The sequence below is a fragment of the Shewanella sp. FeAMO genome (assembly GCF_053653955.1).
The window spans coordinates 1,239,392-1,258,855 of sequence record NZ_CM132201.1 but is presented as its reverse complement, the minus strand read 5'-3'; the positions used below and the strand labels follow the sequence as shown (position 1 = coordinate 1,258,855).

The following is a 19,464-nucleotide window of genomic DNA, read 5'->3' as shown; positions in this document are numbered from 1 at the left end:
GATACTTGCGCAATCAAGTATTAGTAAAGCATTGGTCAAGTTAGTTTCGTTCTAAAGAGGTTTCAGATGACACAACCCATTACGGCAAGTATTGCGCTTGCCATAACCGAGATACACAGCCAACTGCAACGCAGTCTGGCAGGCAGGCTGTCGCTGCACGGCATCAGCTTCAGCGAGTTTTTGGTACTGAGGCAATTGGCAAAGGCCGAGGGCAATAAGCTCAGAAGGATTGACCTGGCCCAGGGCGCCGGACTTAGCGCTTCGGGGATCACCCGCCTGCTTAACCCAATGGAAAAAATTGGTCTGGTAGAAAAGGAAGCCGCCAGCCGGGATGCCAGAGTCAGCTTGGTGGCCCTGACACCGGCGGGTACTAAGATTTTTGCAGAGGCCGAGGTATCGTTTCAGCAAGTCGCCGATGAGTTTATGTCACGCTTGAGTGAGCAAGAGCAACAACTGTGGCTAAGCCTGCTCCATAAGCTGGGTGCCTGAATACCAGGGCTCTGATTACAAGACAGGAGCCCCGAGCACTGCAATTCTAAAAGTGCAAAATAAGCCGCCGGAAAGCCCAAACAGAAGAAACTGAAGAAGCGCATAAGTATCGAACCTACCGTTAACGCTTCTCCGGGAATAGCCTAAAAAAAACCGATGCCTTGAGCATCGGTTTTTTGTTTCGGCCGAGAGCAAGTTAGCTATTCAGATCCTGAAAGAACTTTTTCACCCCGTCGAAGAAACCTTCGGCCTTGGGGCTATGCTTCTTGGATTCGCCGGTGACTGAGGCTTCGAATTCCCGCAGCAACTCTTTCTGGCGCTCGGACAAATTCACCGGCGTTTCCATTACCACTTTGCAAAGCAGATCGCCAACCGCGTGACTGCGTACCGACTTAACCCCTTTGCCGCGCATGCGGAACATGCGTCCGGTCTGGGTTTCCGCCGGGATCTTCAGGCTTACCTTGCCATCCAATGTCGGTACTTCCACTTCACCGCCGAGGGCGGCCTTGGCAAAGGAGATAGGCACTTCGCAATAGAGGTTATTGCCGTCACGGACAAATATCGGATGCTCACGCACAGTAACCTGAACATAAAGATCACCCGCCGGAGCGCCAAATTCACCGGCTTCACCTTCACCGGCCAGACGGATACGGTCACCGGTATCGACACCGGCCGGAATTTTCACCGACAGTGTCTTGCTCTTCTCTATGCGGCCATCGCCATGACACTTGCTGCAAGGCTCTTTGATGATCTTGCCGCGGCCATGACAGGTAGGACAAGGCTGCTGCACGGCGAAAAAGCCCTGACGCATCTGTACCTGACCGGCACCATGACAGGTACCACAAGTCGTAGCCGAGGTCCCCTTCTTGGCCCCTGAGCCATCACACACATCACAGCTTGCCAGGGTTGGGATACGCAGCTCTTTGGTCAAGCCACGAACCGCTTCTTCCAGCGACAGTTCCAGGTTGTAACGTAGATCTGAACCTCGGGCAGCTTGACGATGCCCGCCACGACGACCACCACCGAAGATATCCCCGAACACATCGCCAAAGATATCACCGAAATCGGCGCCGCCGCCAAAGCCACCGCCGCCACGGTTGGGGTCAACCCCGGCATGACCAAACTGGTCATAGGCAGCTTTTTTGTCTTCGTCGGTCAGGATCTCATAGGCTTCTTTGACTTCTTTAAAGCTGGCCTCGGCCGCCTTATCGCCCGGGTTGCGGTCAGGGTGATACTTCATCGCCAGGCGCTTATAGGCCTTCTTGATCTCCCGCTCGCTGGCGTCGCGACCGACGCCCAATACTTCGTAATAATCTCGCTTTGACATAATCTCACGCTTTCCAAGCTGGATTCACACAAGCGGGCGTTAGGGTTGCCCCGTAACGCCCGCCGGAATTAATCGAGTGTTACCACCCAATTACTTCTTGTCGTCTTTAACCTCTTCGAACTCGGCATCAACAACGTCATCGGCCTGGGCATTGCTGCTCTGGGCTTCGCCTTGACCTTGGGCTTGTTGTGCCTTGGCCTGAGCGATTTCCATCAGCTTGGCAGAAGCTTCGATCAGCTCTTGAGTCGCCTTGTCGATGGCTTCTTTGTCGTTACCCTTGGCGGCAGTTTCTACAGCGGCCATAGCGGTTTCGATCTTGGCCTTGTCGTCTGCTGCCAGAGCGTCACCGGCTTCTTCCACCTGTTTCTTGGTGGCGTGTACCAGACCATCAGCCTGGTTGCGAGCGCTGACCAGCTCTTCAAACTTCTTGTCTTCCTCGGCGTGAGCCTCGGCGTCGCGAACCATTTTCTCGACTTCATCATCAGACAGACCGGAAGAGGCCTTGATGGTGATGTTCTGCTCTTTGCCTGTCTTCTTGTCTTTGGCAGACACGTGCAGAATACCGTCGGCGTCGATGTCGAAAGTCACTTCAATCTGTGGCATGCCGCGTGGAGCAGGCTCAATACCTTCCAAGTTGAACTGACCCAGTGACTTGTTGGCGCTGGCTTGCTTACGCTCACCCTGCAGCACGTGAATGGTCACTGCGCTCTGGTTGTCGTCTGCTGTAGAGAAGGTCTGCTGTGCCTTGGTAGGAATAGTGGTGTTCTTCTCAATCAGCTTGGTCATTACGCTGCCCATGGTTTCAATACCCAGAGACAGAGGCGTTACGTCCAGCAGCAGTACGTCTTTCACGTCACCGGCCAGTACACCACCTTGAATCGCAGCACCTACGGCTACCGCTTCATCAGGGTTCACGTCTTTACGTGGTTCCTTGCCGAAGAAGTTGGTTACCGCTTCCTGAACCTTAGGCATACGGGTTTGACCGCCCACCAGGATCACTTCATTGATGTCAGACACTGACAGGTCGGCATCGGCCAGAGCCACTTTCAGAGGCTCCAGTGAGCGCTGGATCAGGTCTTCAACCAGAGATTCCAGTTTGGCACGGGTGATCTTAACCACCAAGTGCTTGGGACCTGTCGCATCAGCAGTGATGTAAGGCAGGTTCACCTCGGTCTGAGTGGTGCTGGACAGCTCAATCTTGGCCTTCTCGGCAGCTTCTTTCAGACGCTGCATAGCCAGAGGGTCGTTACGCAGATCCAGACCTTGCTCTTTCTTGAATTCGTCAGCCAGGTAGTTGATCAGACGGTTGTCGAAGTCTTCACCACCCAGGTGAGTATCACCGTTGGTTGCCAGTACTTCGAAAGTCTGGTCGCCGTCGTTGCTGTCGATTTCGATGATGGAGATATCGAAGGTACCACCACCCAGGTCATATACAGCAACAATGTTGTCGCCCTGCTTCTTGTCGATACCATAGGCCAGTGCCGCAGCAGTTGGCTCGTTGATGATACGTTTTACTTCCAGACCCGCGATACGGCCGGCATCTTTGGTGGCCTGACGCTGAGAGTCGTTGAAGTAAGCAGGTACTGTGATTACCGCTTCAGTCACTGGCTCACCCAGGAAATCTTCAGCAGTTTTCTTCATTTTTTTCAGTACTTCGGCAGACACCTGAGGTGGTGCCATCTTCTTGCCATGACTTTCAACCCAAGCGTCGCCGTTGTCGGCCTTGATGATCTTGAAAGGCATGATGCTGACGTCGCGCTGAACTTCATCGTCAGTGAAGCGACGGCCAATCAAACGCTTGATGGCAAAGAAAGTGTTGGCTGGGTTGGTCACGGCCTGACGTTTTGCAGGTGAACCAACCAGTGTCTCGTCTTCAGTGAAGGCGATGATAGAAGGTGTAGTACGATCGCCTTCGGCATTCTCCAATACGCGAGCCTTGTCACCATCGAGGACAGCTACACAAGAGTTTGTTGTGCCTAAGTCGATACCAATAATTTTACCCATGAGGTCCTCCGAAAAATCTTTTCTTTCGAACTGAATATGTTTATCTGATTTCAGATATGGGGGTAAACTCGCTGTTTTCAAGCCCGTTGTAGATGGCCCCCAATCTTGCCTTACCCCCTATATAGGGGCGTAAAATTGCTTTACAAGGGCCAGGAAGAAAAAAATGGATCTTTTGCTCAATCTTTTTACACATCGCCGCACCGGGATCTTTTTTTATTCACCGACGCTGAATAAAATGATGTCTATTCCGGAGGTGGCCAGCCTGGCCGCCAAATAGCTGTACTGGCAGAGAAGTCTAGAGTGAAAAAATCCCAGCTGGCCCTGATCTACGGGATGGCCGCCGTATTCCTATGGTCCACAGTGGCGACCGCCTTTAAAATCGCCCTTGGCTTCTTCTCGCCATTGCAACTAGTGTTTGTTGCCGTCATCACTTCGTCCGTCTGCCTGGGGCTTATTCTTGCCTGGCAGGGAAAACTCAAATTATTAAAGCAACAGTTTTGCGCCCGCCCCTGGTTTTACCTGCAAACAGGGTTGCTGAACCCCTTTCTTTATTATCTGGTGCTGTTCAAGGCCTATGATCTGCTGCCAGCGCAGCAGGCGCTGTCGCTGAACTACACCTGGGCGGTACTGCTGCCGCTGTTGGCAGCCCCCATGTTGCAGCAAAAACTACAGGGCAGTGACATGCTGGCGGCCGTCACAGGTTACTTTGGAGTATTGGTGATAGCCACCGGTGGCAATCTGTTGTCAATGGACTTTGCAAACCCCTTTGGCATACTGCTGGCACTCTCCAGCACCCTGCTATGGTGCCTATATTGGATCATTAATACCAAAGACAAGGGCGATGCCATTGTCAGCCTGATGCTGAGTTTTTTGGTGAGTCTGCCGCTGATAACCATCACCCTGCTGACGACCGAAAGCCTACCCTCTTTGCATTGGCAAGCCCTCGGTGCCGGTGTCTATGTCGGCCTGTTTGAAATGGGAGTCACCTTTGTGCTCTGGCTGATGGCACTGAGAACCACAGAACGAGCCGCCAGCATCACCAATCTGGTGTTTCTGACGCCACTCCTGTCCATGGTGTTTATTGCGCTGATATTGAAAGAAACCATCACACTGGCGACTCTGGTAGGCATGGGGCTTATCCTGTCAGCCCTCTTGATACAAAAAGTACTGAAACCCAAGGCGCCGAAAGTGAACATTGTTTGATGGGGAACGGACTCTGAGAACAAACCGCATTTGATTGAAACTGTTGTTGAAGCAGCGTTTAACAAAAAGGCCAAGGTATCAAAACCTTGGCCTTTTTGCTGGCTGGCGATACGGGAAATTGTGTCGCTTGAATCTATCTCCAGATCATCCTTATCCAGCCAAGCCCGACAAAAAGCCACGGGCAAAAGAGAAAAAGATAGTTCAGTCATCAAGGCTATCTGCCTGAAACTATTTCTATGCTGCCCTAAGCCATGTCTATCACTGCGCGACAAAGATCAATTTACTGGTATCAAAACCGCGTTCGGCCGACATCTGAATAAATTTGTCCATTACCTCAGGCTCAACAACCGCCGTTCGCGACAGTAACCACAGGTAATCGGTATCTGGCCCGGAAACGAAGGCATAACTGTAGTTTTTTCTATCCAATTCAAAGACCACATAAGAGCCGTAAAAGGGACCGAAAAATGAAACTTTCAGATAAGCGTCGGTATCACTGTTAACAAAGTACGCCTTGCCCTCCGCCTCTTTCCACTCGCCGTCAGCCTCTGAGTAGCCCCGGTTGAGCACAGAAACGCCACCATCACTTCTCATCTTGTACTCGGCCGTAACCTGCGTGAGGCCTCTCTCAAATGAATGGTCGAGGCGAGCCACCTCATACCACTTGCCCAAATAGTTGTTCAGTTCAAACCCTGATACAGGTTTGACCGAATCTGGCATACCCAGGCAACCACTGAGCAAAGCCGCAAACACAACCAATAAAATTCTTCTCATGATGCCTCCCATTTACTCATAGTTCTGTCAGCTTTAATCATTCAACTCCTGCGTACTCAGAAAGAAATCAACTTCACAGGGTGCCATAGAATGACCATAGTAAGGTTGAATGATGACCCCATCCGCGGTGAGTCGCCATTTCACCATCGCCCAGTTGTCCCGGGATTCGAAGTACTCACATTCAGCTTGTAGCTCATTGTTATTCGCATATTTCTCTTTCAACAAGGAGTAATAGTCCAACTTGGGGAAGCGTTCCGTTAGGTCATGCAACTGCGCCAGTTTGCTGAGATCAAAATTCAACATCTGCTCACCATACTCAGGATGCGGCCCACCACAAGAAATCTGGTACTGAATAACGACACTAAAATACTCATCAGAGACCAGGCTTATTTGAGGTTCGTATGATGCCTCTTCACATTGCAGAAAATTCGAGACGTAATCCCGGTGCAATTTTGCCAGCAGCGGATTTAAAAATGCTTGCTGGGCTTGAGTAAACCCTTTGCCGAGCCGGTAAAAAGCAAAGTTGCTGTGATCTTCTTTGATTAGCTCAATGGTTTGCTTAGCAAACTGTTTTTCCCCGACCAGGGTAAACTTCATATGCTCAGCCCGATAATCGGCAAGGCTTTGCTCAACCGGCGTCAGATGCACAGGCAAAACCCTTTGTTTATTCTGCCAGGTGCCTTGCAGGTTTCCCCCTACCAAGCGAAGCTCGAACAGTTCCAGCTTCTGCTCTTTCGAACTGTAACGCTGATAAAAGGTATACCCCTCCCGCTCCAGAGGGATCTCCTTCAAGTAACGGGTATACATATAAGTGCTCACGGCATCATCCTGGATGCTAAGCATAATGGAATACTTGCCCAAGGTGCCTTTGTAGGTTTGCGCCTGTATCGGCATGACCAAGCCAAAGCAAACGACAATCCCGATGATGACTCTTTTAAGCATTAATAATTCCCGAATTCAGATAATAAGTGCACCACTCATGGTTAAACGGTGAGGAGAGATCAACTGCCTGTTGGTGATACTCTGTAGTCGCCAAACAAACATGAGTAGTTACCATGAATTACAAGCAGTTGATCGAGGGACAACGATACCAGATTGAGGCCTATTTACGCGAGGGTTTCAGTTATCGGGAGATAGGAAAACGTCTGAAAGTCAGTCACAGCACAATCAGCCGGGAAGTAAATCGCAATCGAATTCGGGATAACCATTACTTGCCGGAAGTCGCTCAGGCGAAGGCACTAAAACGCCGTTGTCAGTCCGCGAAGTCTAGAATATCTGGACTGACCATCACCTTTGTTGAGTTCGGTCTCAATGAGAAGTGGAGTCCGGAACAAATAGCCGGTGTCGGTAAAATCATCGGATATAACGTCAGTCACGAGTGGATTTATGGCTATGTCCAGCGTGATAAATTATGCGGCGGCAAGTTGTACAAACAGCTACGCCAGAGTCACCGAAGATACCGTAAAGGTAACCGTGCGAAGCGTGTGATTATCCCGAATCGCGTAGGCATAGAGCATCGTCCCGCTATCGTGAACAAGAAAAAGCGGTTCGGAGACTGGGAAGCTGACACGGTTCTGGGCAAGCAAGGTACGGGCGCGATTGTTAGCCTGGTTGAGCGAAAAAGTAAGCTGTACCTGATACGCAAAGTGCCAGCGAAAAGCGCAGCCGATGTGGCCCGGGCCATGGTTGGTATGCTGTGGAAATATCGAGGTTATGTTCGAACTATCACTGCGGACAACGGCAGCGAGTTCTGTGACCACGAACAGGTCGCAGAAAAGCTTAAAACGGATGTCTACTTCGCTAACCCTTATTCGTCCTGGGAACGCGGACTGAATGAAAACTTCAACGGTTTGCTGCGGCAATACATACGGAAAGGCACCGATTTGCGGACGGTAACAGATAAGCAAATTAGTGAGATTGAACGGGCATTAAATGCCAGACCGAGAAAGTGCCTCGGCTTCAGGCAACCTATTGCGGTATTCAATGAATTACGCAAGGCAGCCTAATTTAGCGAGTGGTGCACTTCGGAGTTGAATTCGCGTTTACCTAATCCAAAGCTGTTAAATTAAATTCAGGAGAGCCGTTTCCCTCTGTAGTGCAAACGAGGAAACCGGTTGCAAGCTCATGGTAAGCGCATACTAACAGGCACCAAAAACCAATAAGCATCCATGCCGCAGCTTATTAGGCTGTTTGAATATAGATCAAGTTGGAGTGTCCACATCATCCCAATCACTATTCTCAAAGCCGATTAGCCAATTGAGGGCATAATGGCGCTCAAGCACAACTCCTCGGTCGATATCTGGGGAAATATCTGCCCCGTCAATGCCGGCCTGACGGCATAACCAATGAAGCCGATAATGCAGGTCCAAACAGTCCAGCACTTCATCGACCACCCGTAACTCAACCCTGTCTTCCCAGGAGCGGGAATCGAGCATCAGCCTGGCAATTTCAGGCACGTCACAAATGGAATCTGGAAATGGCAGTTCAGGCAAAATACCCAATACCCACAGCAATAGCGCCGCAGCCTCATATCGCCAAACAAACTGCACTACCAGGCTTTCATCAGGACTATCATCAAGGTGTTCAGCCTTTAAAAACGCCTCTTCTGCGGGACTTAGATTAACAAAGCCACTTGGAATACGTTCCTTCAGCGTCTCTATATCGAGCGGGTCTCCCGTTGCGATAGACTCAGCTCGGACGGCGACAACAAATAGTGACATTGCACGAAGGACAATCTCGCTAGCAGGCCTAAGGCTTATTTCATGCTCACAAGGTATAGGAGGAGTTGGAGGAACATTTAAATGCCTTGCTTTAAGCAGAGTTTCTGTTTGATGCTTGCGGCTATAGCTTGCGTCCAGGAATGGAATGAATGCCGAGTCATCGGCCTGACGTCCATCAGGGTAAAATAGGACATGGCCGTTTGGATCTCGGACAGTTCCATCAGGGAGGAATAAGATCGAATTGGACTCCAATGCCCACCTAGACAAATCGTCCAAATGAGCCTCTTCCAGATCGAAGCTAAACTGATGATTTACCCTCTGTATATGACGCAGAAGATGATATTTTATTTTAGTCATCTCACTACCTCCTCTTTCGAGGATATAGCTGTGAAACCCGTTAAGGTGGTTTGTCAATTCTGGGTCACTTAAACCACGCCTGTTATTCAACACATGTGGAAAAGAGATATCTATAGGATTAAGGTGCGTGGAATACGCGTTTACTAAAATACTCATTTAAACTCCATTTCAATCTAAGTCATTACCGGGTGCAACCAGTCACCATATGAAAATATCGCCTAAAGTTTCGGAGAGATTATCACTCCAGGCTTGCTTAATATAACCCTATAAATTTAAAACAATTTTTCAAGTAACAATTATGCCTGAGTCAATCTTGATTCTTGACTGGCGCAATCAAATGCATGACTAAAAAGCCACCGACCATATTGTATAAATCCAAAATAATCTCAGCCTTGATTTAACTCTGATATCATTCGATCCTTATTGGGTTTCCAAGCATCAAATCCACCTCTTCCAATCCATTCGACCTCCATGCAGAAGTTGAAACCCAGAGGAAGTTAAACCCAAATGACGCTGCCGACCTTATAGAAAAGTTATTCGCCAACAGCATTAACTGCATTTCCATACACTCAAAATGGCTGATACATTCACCATGAGCGCAAGGCTGTTTTGTCAACATGTCGTTTTTTAGAAACTAATCCATCTTATTTAATTCATAACTCTTACTAACAACTAACACCAGAAAAGCCAAAACACTCACCCAAAAGCCAATAAACCCAAAAGTTTCATTACTGTTAACCAGTGGATACCAACTTGCTCGATTCTAAGGCTGCCCTACATTAGATAGGACAAACCAGAGTTGAACGCCTCGCCAATTAAGCGCATTCTAATATTGGTGTTTTTTTCGAACTAATCCATATAAGAAGCTACCGCAACCGCGCCAAAATAAAGCTCCAACATAAAGTATAAAAGCATCAATTTTGAGCGCCCTTTCTTTAATAGCATTATGAGCATCAGCAAGGTGACTATGATGTATGCAACGGCAACTAACATTCTATCCCTGTATGTCTGTAAAAATTGATAACAAACTATCTTAACGTCTACTCTCTTTTCCCAATAAACAATTTCAATTCCCTTAAGTTCATAACCTTGTCAATAGTAGCTGCCTAAGTTGTTAATACACATAATATCAGAGCTTACTGTATGGCTTGGTTAAACTCGGTTACTACCCCGAGCAGGAATATGCTAACTTCTAATTAATAATCAAGGATCAGACCACTAAAGCATGCCACTCCATCAACATAACCAGTATATTGCGAGATTAATCGTAAACCTTAACTAGCCAAAAAATGAACATCAGCGTGCCTTTAGTAGTAATTTCTGAGTCTCCAGTTATTTGGCAAAGAAGAGCTCCATCTTGATCGATTTCTATATGTTTTTTGCCTCGATAGTCAGGCTTAGCAAGTTACCACCTTTGGCTTCAACATAACCACCATCCAGGTAGTAGCAGAACAATTCTGATTCGCGCATTAGATCAATAAAAACTGGATTACCATTATCAGTTCCGATAGTAATGCAAGAGCTGCACTGCTCAATGGTTAAAGGAGAGCTGCCGGAAACTTCTAATTGAGTTTTGATGAAAGCATAAAGCTGGTTAAAGGTGTTGACAGTGTTTTTATCTATCGTGACTTCATCAGCAAGCTCACTCTCCGGGAACAAATAGAATTCACTCCCTCTGTAATAGACCACTTCAGCTGTATCAATACTACTGAGCCATTCCGTATAATAACTTGGCAATATCACAAGCACTCCCTATAAAAATAACAGTTACACAATTCTAGCAAACGGTTGTACCGAACAAATACCTTAAAGCAATTAGCGAACAGGGGTATTAGGCAAAGTTAAAACAGTGTTTTTTAAAAAAGAATACCACAATCACTTTTCATGTATTTAACCTGCTTTCTGGCGAAACTTGATCATTTACCAATTCAACAAGAGACTTGGCAACAAATTTGGCCTCATCCCAACCTAAGTCGCCACAATTAGCGATGTAATAGCCAGAAATTCTTTCCTGCACAATTTTTGCCACGCAAATATTACCATTCCCATCCATGCAAACAGGTATTGAGTTAGGCATATACTTCTTTAACTCGTATATATCCTCACCTAGTATTTCTATGATTGAGAAAAATTGCAGCTCTTTAAAACCAAAAAAGATGTCCGCCCCATTACTTTTCTGCCACCAATCATAAAATTCACTTGGTAAGCTAACACCAAAAGCCTCTTCAAGCTCTCTAATCGATTCTCTACTTACTCCAGGTGGTTTGTTTACGTATTCCATACTTTCCTCTATGCATAATACCGACAACAGCCAATCGTAACGAGGTTCAGCCCAGAGTGGGCAATAATAATTAGCCTATTATTTGTATTTTTACATATTTCATCAATTTCTTTAAGAACCAAGCCTAGGGAAGATTTTTGTTCATTTTGTTTGAGTTTTCCTGCCAATTCTTTCTGAAGCTTTAGCAGCTCATTTTTTTACAACGCAAATGCCAGACATCAGCCTTTAATGGTGCCCCTATTATTTTTGACTCTAGCAAGTTTGAAATCTTAAAATTCCGGAGCAGAATCAGCGCGCCTATTTGTGAAATACTGAAATCTATCATTTGGCCTCTTTAACAAAAATCAAGCTCCCTATTATAGAACGACAAATTAGTCTTCTTTCGGTCTGCATCCAAGCACCGCTAGGTAACTTAAGCACACTGAGATAAAAAGAGCCTGGCATTGCAGATGTTTGATTAGACTTAACCTATTTAAGCATAACCGGAGCCTAACTACCACGTTATTAATGCTGAGAACCAACGTTTTTTCTTTTTACTAGTCTATGTATATAGGTTTACTTTGCCTATGTATATCTTGCTCGTAAAAGCTCCCCCCAACAAAACAGGATTCTTGTGACTCAATATAGCTTTTAACATTTTCAATTTTTAAACAACCAAAATCACTAGATTAAGTCTCAGCTCTCCACCACCTACCAGATTTTGTATAGTTTGGTTCTTCAATTAGATAATTGACCCAGACAGAACCACAAATTTTGCACGGCTGAAACCTAGCTTGTCCTTGGTTATTTTTATCCAATTCAATTATCTCATAATCTAAATAGCTAAATGGTGGAGTTTTGCACTTACATTGAAACATTAGGCTTTCCTATAAGCATAGACATAATAATTCCTTATGCAGGTGTCGACCTCAGTGTTTTTTCGTGGATTGGTAAAACCAGAATCACCCTGTTTGTTGCACTTCCTTACAAAAACTGGAAAAGAATTAGAGAAAACCAACATATCTACAGCTAACACAATTTTATCGGCTTGGTCTTAATTACAAAAAGTGACCACAGATTTTGGCTGAGTTTTTGAAAGCACTCCAGTATTGCGTTATCTATGAGACAGTTCCCGATGAAGACTGCATCAACATCCGCGATCCTTACCATTCAAGATAATACTAATTAAACCGCTGATACTTACTCGCCAAAACTCAACTGCCAGAGTAACCATACCGGAGATCTTTGGTTTCAGGTATCGACTCTTTTATCTATTTAACACTGCAATCTGGAGCATTCGGAATAGAACGAAGAAGCGACAATGGCGTGGCATAAGAACCACCTTAAAAAGGTTAACCACGCGAAATTATTTTATATTTTTAAGGACTTTTATTCCAATTAGTCAAAATCAATACTGTTAAAATAAATCCAGGCGGTTTGTTCCTGCTGACTTAACCAATCTTCACGCTCATTCTCATCGGCAATAAAATCCGCATAAAAACGAATCGCTGCAAACCACAACTCACCACCCATGTACTGATCGTATACGGACTTAACCCCGGTTTCCAGAAATAACTTAAGATGTTGCGGATATTCAGCAAAATAATCCAGCAACACATCCTGGTGTGCTTCGACCTGCAGTGACCCCCACTGACCACCTGCGCCACCTGCCCGATGCGCCAGCAGCGTCAGCATAGGCTTACAAATGCCGTGTTTTTCGATCAAGGCTTCGATATGATCATTCTGGTACACCTCATGATCCAGATCGTTCAGCAGTAATAGCTCAACATATAACGGGATGTATTTCAGATCCTGCATACACAAAACATAAGCAGCGTTCTCGGCCAGCGGATTTTCATCATCCTGCCAGATTCTGTCGTCGTCACGGGTTCGACACCAGATATTAACGTTGCTGATAAAGGTAGCCGCTTTCGCTTCCAGGGTTGAGTTACCCACAAACTTAGCGAACACCTCCTCTTCCTCCACCTGGCCTTCCGGGGTCATAACATTAATGGAATAGAACAGCGTGTGGAATTCCACACTGACACCATGTTCCGAGAGCTTCTCATCAATCTGATAACTCAGATCAAGATACACATCGGCCAGCGCATTTAAACATTCAAAAGAGTCGAGGTCATCAACTTCAATATTAAAGATAATTTCAGAGTGCGATGTTTCAATAGTCGTCTTCAATGTTAACCCTTAGTTAAAATACAAAATTCTATGTATTAAAATAGATACGATTACTTATCGTAGCGAAGGATGGTTATTTAATTTCTGAAGCTAGCTACCGTTGCAGCGAAAAAAGTCCCCCCAACAGTAAGCAGGCAAGGAGCAGACGTTAAAAGAACTTCAGAGATTCCTAGTGAAAAATAGACCACAACAGGCGTCTTAATTTTTCGACAGCATGCGCTTGTTAGCTTCTGTTGGTTCCAGTGAACTGAATTATATTGTTCGGAAACTTCATTGACTCAACCTCACCGAAAGGCTCTTTTGCCACTACAGTTTCCAAATCTGCCATCTACCAAAAAACACTATACACTTGGCTTTATTGACATTTTTAATTCCGCCAACAGATTAACGCGCAAACCATCTAAAACAGGCTGCTTTTGCGGAACATTTTGCTGCAGGCATAGCTACCGCACGGACACGAAACTGACTTCGTCCCTGAAGATCCCCCAAAACCGCCGAGAGCGCCCCGGGAACTATGTCAAGCCAATATCCCTATCATGGCCTACTACACTGAGAGTCATATCCGCTGCAGTTAAGAAAAGTCTAACATAAGCAGTTGAATTGTATCTACAATAACCAGGATAGATAAGTGAAAAAATCGCCAATAGGGAGAAATTAGATAAAAGCGATAAAATACTGTTTTAACTGCCGGCGCCGAAATGATTGGCTATTTGGGAAGATAGTTGCTCTCTTTGCAATTCAGCTCATGCTTGTTGAGCTTTAGCAATCAGGAATGTGAGGCGGATTACAGCAGTTTGCAGCAAAACACTCTAGGGTAAGCTAACCCTAATACCGAGAGGCAAGCTCTCGACTTTAAACAGGAATCTCAGATGTCTGATACAGATAAGGCGTTTTTTCAGCGTGCCAGTGAGCTCATCGAATTGGCCAACAAACAGAACCAGAATACTGAAGTCCAAACCGGTGAAGTCAGTGCCTCCTTCATGTATGCCCTGGCTCGCTACAATGCCTGGTTCGGCTCTACCGGTTTTGCCACCAAGGAGCAGATGCAGTCGAAGAAGCAAGAGATGATGGATTACTATATGGAGCGCTACAAGGAGATGCTTGAAGGCTCTATGGACGACTATATCGAGAATTTCGACCACTACCGCGCAACGCAGAAGTAAGGCCGCCATAGTATTTCAAAATGCCCAGCCTGATGCCGGGCGTTTTATTTTGACTTGACTCATGTTTAAAGCCCTTCCCTGGCCTATCGATTTTGCCAGCCTAGATTAGCCCCGAATTCAGATTGAATCGCCACCGATATCTAGGCTATTGTCTGAAGCTATTTTTCTTGGCTATTTTCTAAGCTATTGTCTGAGTTAATACTTAAGCTTTTGTGCCGCTTTGTGGTCTTGCTCTTAAACTGAGTCTTAAAAGAGTGACCCGCTGTCTCGACCCAGAAAGGCTTGAGGCTTATGCTATGACACCTATTTTGATAGTTATACAGGTTTTGGCGCAACAGATATCCGGATTAAAACGCAATACTAAACGCTACTCACGCCATCACCTAAGGAGACACTTGTGACACCCGCAATCGATCTCGCCACCAAGGCGGGGATCTCTTTTACCGTTCACGAATATCACCACGACAAGAATGCCCCTTCCTACGGAGAAGAGGCCGCCAGTGCACTTGGACTGGATCCCAACCGGGTATTCAAGACTCTGCTGGTCAGCAGCGATGAAAAGTCACCGCCACTGGCGGTGGCCCTGGTGCCAGTGAATCATCAACTCAGCTTGAAATGCGTTGCCAAGGCGATTAAGGCCAAGAAGTTGGTGATGGCCAATCCGCAATTGGCGCAGCGTTCATCCGGCTATCTGGTGGGCGGCATCAGCCCTCTGGGGCAGAAAAAGCAGTTACCTACAGTGATAGACGCCAGCGCCCAGGAGTTTGACAGCATCTATGTCAGTGCCGGTCGCCGCGGACTGGAGATCTGTCTTGCCGCAGAAGACTTGGCCAAGCTCTGCCACGGCAGTTTTGCGGCTATCAAGAGCTGAATCGTAAGCGGCCAAAGCAAAAGCCCCGCAACTGCGGGGCTTGGGTTATACGATGCTCTGAAAGCCTTTAAAGAGAAGTAAACACTAACTTCTGGCGATGTAATCACCGACACCCAACCACTTGTAGGTGGTCAGTGCTTCCAGCCCCATGGGGCCTCTGGCATGCAGTTTCTGAGTACTGACAGCCACCTCGGCGCCCAGGCCGAACTGGCCACCATCGGTGAAACGGGTGCTGGCATTGAGGTAAACCGCCGCCGAATTCACCTGGTTCATAAACTCGGTAGCAGCATTGATATCATCCGTGAGGATAGCCTCGGAGTGACCGCTGGAATAGCGGCGAATATGACCTATGGCCTGCTGGATATCATCGACTACCCGGATCCCCAGATTGAGAGATAGCCACTCGGTAGCAAAGCTATCCTCGCTGGCGGCGGCCACTTGCTCGGATCCAAGAATAGCCACAGTCTCGGGGCAACCTACCAGCTTAACTCCGGCATCGACTAAGGCCTTGGCCACCTTGGGCAATGCCTCCTTGGCTATCTGCTTATGCACCAACAGGGTATCCAGGGCGTTACATACGGTTGGGCGCTGCACCTTGGCGTTGAGAATGACAGGAATGGCCTTCTCCAAATCGGCCGCCTTATCCAGATAGAGATGGCAGATGCCGATACCGCCGAGAATAACCGGGATAGTCGCCTGTTCGGCGCAGAGCCGCTGCAGCTTGTCGCCGCCGCGGGGCACTATCATGTCCACATATTGATCCAGCTTGAGCAGGCCGGTAACCAGGGTGCGATCCGGGTTGTCGATAAGCTGCACCGCATCTTCCGGCAAGCCACTGGCTTTAACGCCCTGGCGAATCGCCTTGGCCAGCGCCTGGTTGGATTTCAGGGTTTCCTTGCCACCACGGAGGATCACCGCGTTGCCGGTTTTAAGGGCCAGCACGGCAATATCCACAGTCACATTGGGCCTGGCCTCATAGATAACGCCTATCACCCCCAGTGGCACGGCGCGGCGACACAGGCGCAAGCCGTTATCCAGCATCCGGCTGTCATACTCGCGGCCAATGGGGTCGGCAAGGGCAATCACATTGTCGATATCGGCTATGACTCCAGCCAGGCGCGGCTTATCCAGCAACAGCCTGTCTATCATGGCCGCGTTGAGGCCGGCCTCTTTGGCCGCGGCTACATCCTGCTCATTGGCCGCGAGAATAGCCGCTTCATCGGCCTTGAGAGCGGCAACGATATTGTGCAGCAGTTGCTGCTTGGCGGTGCCGGAAAGATTGGCCAGGGCAAAGCTGGCTTCCTTGGCCCTTTGCCCCAGTTGTTGCAGATATTCAGCTGTCATAAAACCACCATGTCGTTGCGGTGCACTATTGCATCACCATAGTCATAGCCCAGCAAGGATTCAATGTTATCTGAATGCTGGCCCGCGATACGTTTGAGGGCCGCGGCGCTGTAGCGGCAGATCCCCCGCGCCAGTTTACGGCCCTTGGGATCCAAGAGTTGCACTGTGGCGCCGCGTTCAAACTCGCCCTCGACGGCGATGATCCCCTTGGACAGCAGACTGCGGCCCTTTTCGGTTACCGCCCGCACCGCGCCTTCATCCAAGGTCAGTTTCCCCTTGGCCTTGGGCCCGGCAAGGATCCACTGTTTGCGGCTCTCCAGTGGGGTTTCGATGGCACAGAAGTGAGTCCCCACTGACTCGCCAGCAGCGATTTTTTCGATGGCATCCGGATGATGACCCGAGGCGATAACCACTTCGATACCGGCGCGGCGAGCTATGTCGGCCGCCTCCAGCTTGGTTGCCATGCCGCCGGTACCCAATCCGGAAACCGAGCCGCCGGCCAGTTGCCGCAGGCTGTCGTCGATATTGGCCACTTCGCTGATAAGATGAGCATTGGGATTGTAGCGCGGATCGGCATCGAACAAGCCTTTTTGGTCTGTCAGCAGGATCAGCAAGTCGGCATCGCACAAAAGCGCTGCCCGGGCGGACAAGTTGTCGTTGTCCCCTACCTTGATCTCATTGGTGGCAACGGCATCGTTTTCATTGATGATAGGGATAATATTCTGTTTCAGCAGCGCATTCAGGGTATCTCTGGCGTTGAGATAGCGCTCACGATCATGGAGATCCGCCCGGGTAAGCAGCAACTGCCCCACGTGCAGACCATAAATACTAAACAACTGCGCCCAGGCCAGAATCAACTGGCTCTGGCCCACGGCCGCCAGCAACTGTTTGTTGGCCATGGTATCCGGCAACTCCGGATACATCAGATGCTCACGCCCGGCGGCAATGGCGCCGGAGGTACACAAAACCACTTCGATACCGGCGCGCATCAGGATCGCCATCTGCCTGGCCAGTTCGACCATATGGGCCTTGTCCAGGCGCTTGCTGCCGGAGGTAAGTACACTGGTACCCAGTTTTACCACTACCCGGCGGTAGCGTGTGTCACTCAAGTTCATCACTTGTATTTGCTTAAAAAAGTCGGGGATAAATCTTATACCCAATCCGTCGCCTGATTCCTAGCGGCAGTAGGCCTTCAAGTGGATAAAATCGTTATTTATTGCGGTATCTCATACAAAAAGGGCCATACAAAGTATGACCCTCAAAATAAATACGGTTTATAAAGCACTTGCTCGCGTTTTACCTTTAACTACCGTAGGCAAACTTGAGAATAAACAGCAGCGCCAGTGCCACAACCCCGGCGTTGAGATCGCGAAAACGGCCGCAGAGAAGTTTAATCGCCGCATAGGCGATAAAGCCAAAGGCGATCCCCGTGGCAATTGAGAAGGTTAATGGCATCAGCAGGCAGACCACCACCACAGGGGCGGCCTCGGTCAAATCTTCCCACTCTACATGCACCAAACCAGACATCATCAGAATCGCCACATAGAAGAGGGTGCCCGCGGTAGCATAGGCCGGCACCATACCGGCCAGCGGCGAGATAAAGAGCGAGGCCAAAAACAGCAGCCCGACCACGACGGCGGTCAAGCCGGTACGGCCACCGGCACTAACGCCTGAGGTGCTCTCGACATAACTTGTGGTGGTCGAGGTACCCAGCATGGCCCCAGCAATAGTGGCAGCGCTGTCGGCGGTCAGGGCGCGATTGAGTCTTGGCAGGCGGCCCTTATCATCCAGAAAACCACCACGATGGGCCACGGCTACCAAGGTGCCCGAGGTATCGAACAAGTCCACAAACAAAAAGGCAAACACCACGGAAATCATGCTGATCTCCAGCATGCCGGAGAGATCCATCTTCATAAAGGTAGGCGCTATGGAAGGCGGCATGGATACCAGGCCACTATATTGCACATCACCAAAGGCCAGCCCCAACATTGTGATGGCCAGAATGCTGAGGATCACCGCCGCCTTATAACCACGCTGAACAAAAGCAATGATCAGGAAGAACCCCAGTACCGACATCAGCGCCGGAAATGCGGTGATATCGCCCATACCTACAAGTGTTGCCGGGTTGGCAACCACTATGCCGGCACTCTTGAGACCGATGAGCGCCAAAAACAAGCCGATACCTGCGGCTATGCCAAGGCGCAGCGACATGGGAATGGAGTTGACCACCCATTCCCGAATTCGCACCAAGGAGAGGATCATAAAGCAGATCCCGGAGAGGAATACTGCGCCGAGCGCGGTTTCCCAGCTATAACCCATTTCCCCCACAACTGTGTAGGTAAAAAAGGCGTTGAGGCCCATTCCCGGCGCCAGGGCGATGGGATAATTGGCCAGTAGCCCCATGACCAGACAGCCTATCGCCGCCGCGACACAGGTCGCTACAAAGACAGCGCCCTGATCCATACCGGCATCGGCCAGCATAGAGGGGTTAACGAAGATGATGTAAGCCATGGTCAGAAAGGTGGTCAGACCCGCCACGGCTTCCTGCTTCAGAGAGGTTTTGTTTTGCTTTAACTTGAACAGTTTTTCCAACATGGAACCAGGTTCCTTGAGTTTGAGTGTAGGGAGGTTTGTGACACTTCTTTAACGAGGTCATCGGCGGCAGATTATAGGGAGTTTGACCTGATCAGACCAGCACCAGAGCATGGAGGCTACCTGTGGTATCCATTAAATGCCCACCAGCTCACAATTTATTCACATTT

Annotated in this window: 16 protein-coding genes; 5 read left to right on the top strand and 11 right to left on the bottom strand. The window is 48.5% G+C overall.

Features of this window, described 5'->3' with window-relative positions; genetic code table 11:
* The first annotated feature begins 66 nt into the window (after nucleotides 1–66).
* Nucleotides 67–489 carry a MarR family winged helix-turn-helix transcriptional regulator gene (locus ACWAU4_RS05670; protein WP_028780668.1) on the top strand — a complete coding sequence of 141 codons (423 nt, stop codon included), beginning with the start codon at nucleotides 67–69 and terminating at the stop codon, nucleotides 487–489.
* Nucleotides 490–685: 196 nt separating this feature from the next.
* Here the strand turns inward: ACWAU4_RS05670 and dnaJ are convergent, their stop codons facing one another.
* Entirely contained in the window at nucleotides 686–1,816 is a 1,131-nt protein-coding gene (gene dnaJ / locus ACWAU4_RS05665) for a molecular chaperone DnaJ (protein WP_025009916.1), read from the bottom strand.
* Nucleotides 1,817–1,906: 90 nt separating this feature from the next.
* Nucleotides 1,907–3,820 carry a molecular chaperone DnaK gene (gene dnaK, locus ACWAU4_RS05660; protein ID WP_025009915.1) on the bottom strand — a complete coding sequence of 638 codons (1,914 nt, stop codon included), beginning with the start codon at nucleotides 3,818–3,820 and terminating at the stop codon, nucleotides 1,907–1,909.
* 300 nt (nucleotides 3,821–4,120) lie between these two features.
* Here dnaK and ACWAU4_RS05655 point away from each other — a divergent pair, with 300 nt between their 5' ends.
* A complete protein-coding gene (locus tag ACWAU4_RS05655) occupies nucleotides 4,121–5,023 on the top strand; it encodes a DMT family transporter (RefSeq protein ID WP_045283647.1) in 903 nt (300 codons plus the stop codon).
* Between the two features lie 258 nt (nucleotides 5,024–5,281).
* Here ACWAU4_RS05655 and ACWAU4_RS05650 read toward each other — a convergent pair whose 3' ends face one another.
* Complete coding sequence (locus ACWAU4_RS05650; RefSeq protein ID WP_025887891.1) at nucleotides 5,282–5,794, bottom strand: lipocalin family protein; 513 nt, start codon at nucleotides 5,792–5,794, stop codon at nucleotides 5,282–5,284.
* Nucleotides 5,795–5,827: 33 nt separating this feature from the next.
* Nucleotides 5,828–6,736 carry a hypothetical protein gene (locus ACWAU4_RS05645; RefSeq protein ID WP_054744758.1) on the bottom strand — a complete coding sequence of 303 codons (909 nt, stop codon included), beginning with the start codon at nucleotides 6,734–6,736 and terminating at the stop codon, nucleotides 5,828–5,830.
* Between the two features lie 113 nt (nucleotides 6,737–6,849).
* Between ACWAU4_RS05645 and ACWAU4_RS05640 the strand changes: the two genes are divergently transcribed.
* Entirely contained in the window at nucleotides 6,850–7,800 is a 951-nt protein-coding gene (locus ACWAU4_RS05640) for an IS30 family transposase (RefSeq protein ID WP_115389073.1), read from the top strand.
* Between the two features lie 195 nt (nucleotides 7,801–7,995).
* Here the strand turns inward: ACWAU4_RS05640 and ACWAU4_RS05635 are convergent, their stop codons facing one another.
* The 4 genes from ACWAU4_RS05635 to ACWAU4_RS05620 form a co-directional block, all read right to left on the bottom strand.
* Nucleotides 7,996–9,027: a DUF4272 domain-containing protein gene (locus ACWAU4_RS05635; RefSeq protein WP_208125617.1), complete on the bottom strand. Its 1,032-nt coding sequence runs from the start codon at nucleotides 9,025–9,027 to the stop codon at nucleotides 7,996–7,998.
* A 1,212-nt stretch (nucleotides 9,028–10,239) separates the two neighbouring features.
* Nucleotides 10,240–10,614 carry a hypothetical protein gene (locus ACWAU4_RS05630; RefSeq protein WP_028780673.1) on the bottom strand — a complete coding sequence of 125 codons (375 nt, stop codon included), beginning with the start codon at nucleotides 10,612–10,614 and terminating at the stop codon, nucleotides 10,240–10,242.
* A 139-nt stretch (nucleotides 10,615–10,753) separates the two neighbouring features.
* Entirely contained in the window at nucleotides 10,754–11,152 is a 399-nt protein-coding gene (locus ACWAU4_RS05625; RefSeq protein WP_208125616.1) for an SMI1/KNR4 family protein, read from the bottom strand.
* 1,377 nt (nucleotides 11,153–12,529) lie between these two features.
* Nucleotides 12,530–13,324: a hypothetical protein gene (locus tag ACWAU4_RS05620; protein ID WP_025009907.1), complete on the bottom strand. Its 795-nt coding sequence runs from the start codon at nucleotides 13,322–13,324 to the stop codon at nucleotides 12,530–12,532.
* Nucleotides 13,325–14,193: 869 nt separating this feature from the next.
* On the opposite strand from ACWAU4_RS05620, the gene ACWAU4_RS05615 reads away from it, so the two are divergent.
* Together ACWAU4_RS05615 and ybaK are read left to right on the top strand one after the other, a co-directional pair.
* Entirely contained in the window at nucleotides 14,194–14,487 is a 294-nt protein-coding gene (locus tag ACWAU4_RS05615) for a DUF3144 domain-containing protein (RefSeq protein WP_025009906.1), read from the top strand.
* Between the two features lie 397 nt (nucleotides 14,488–14,884).
* The gene (ybaK, locus tag ACWAU4_RS05610) at nucleotides 14,885–15,358 is read left to right on the top strand and encodes a Cys-tRNA(Pro) deacylase (RefSeq protein WP_071238071.1); all 474 of its coding nucleotides are present in this window, start codon (nucleotides 14,885–14,887) and stop codon (nucleotides 15,356–15,358) included.
* A gap of 84 nt (nucleotides 15,359–15,442) precedes the next feature.
* Here the strand turns inward: ybaK and ACWAU4_RS05605 are convergent, their stop codons facing one another.
* The 3 genes from ACWAU4_RS05605 to ACWAU4_RS05595 all read right to left on the bottom strand — a co-directional run bounded on the left by ACWAU4_RS05605 (nucleotide 15,443) and on the right by ACWAU4_RS05595 (nucleotide 19,297).
* On the bottom strand, nucleotides 15,443–16,702 hold the full coding sequence (locus ACWAU4_RS05605; RefSeq protein ID WP_208125615.1) for a glutamate-5-semialdehyde dehydrogenase: 1,260 nt from the start codon (nucleotides 16,700–16,702) through the stop codon (nucleotides 15,443–15,445).
* Nucleotides 16,699–17,817, bottom strand: coding sequence for a glutamate 5-kinase (proB, locus tag ACWAU4_RS05600; protein WP_208126106.1), 1,119 nt, complete (start codon nucleotides 17,815–17,817; stop codon nucleotides 16,699–16,701). The genes ACWAU4_RS05605 and proB overlap by 4 nt, the downstream gene beginning before the upstream one ends.
* A gap of 187 nt (nucleotides 17,818–18,004) precedes the next feature.
* Nucleotides 18,005–19,297, bottom strand: coding sequence for an NCS2 family permease (locus tag ACWAU4_RS05595; RefSeq protein ID WP_109248177.1), 1,293 nt, complete (start codon nucleotides 19,295–19,297; stop codon nucleotides 18,005–18,007).
* Nucleotides 19,298–19,464 lie beyond the last annotated feature (167 nt).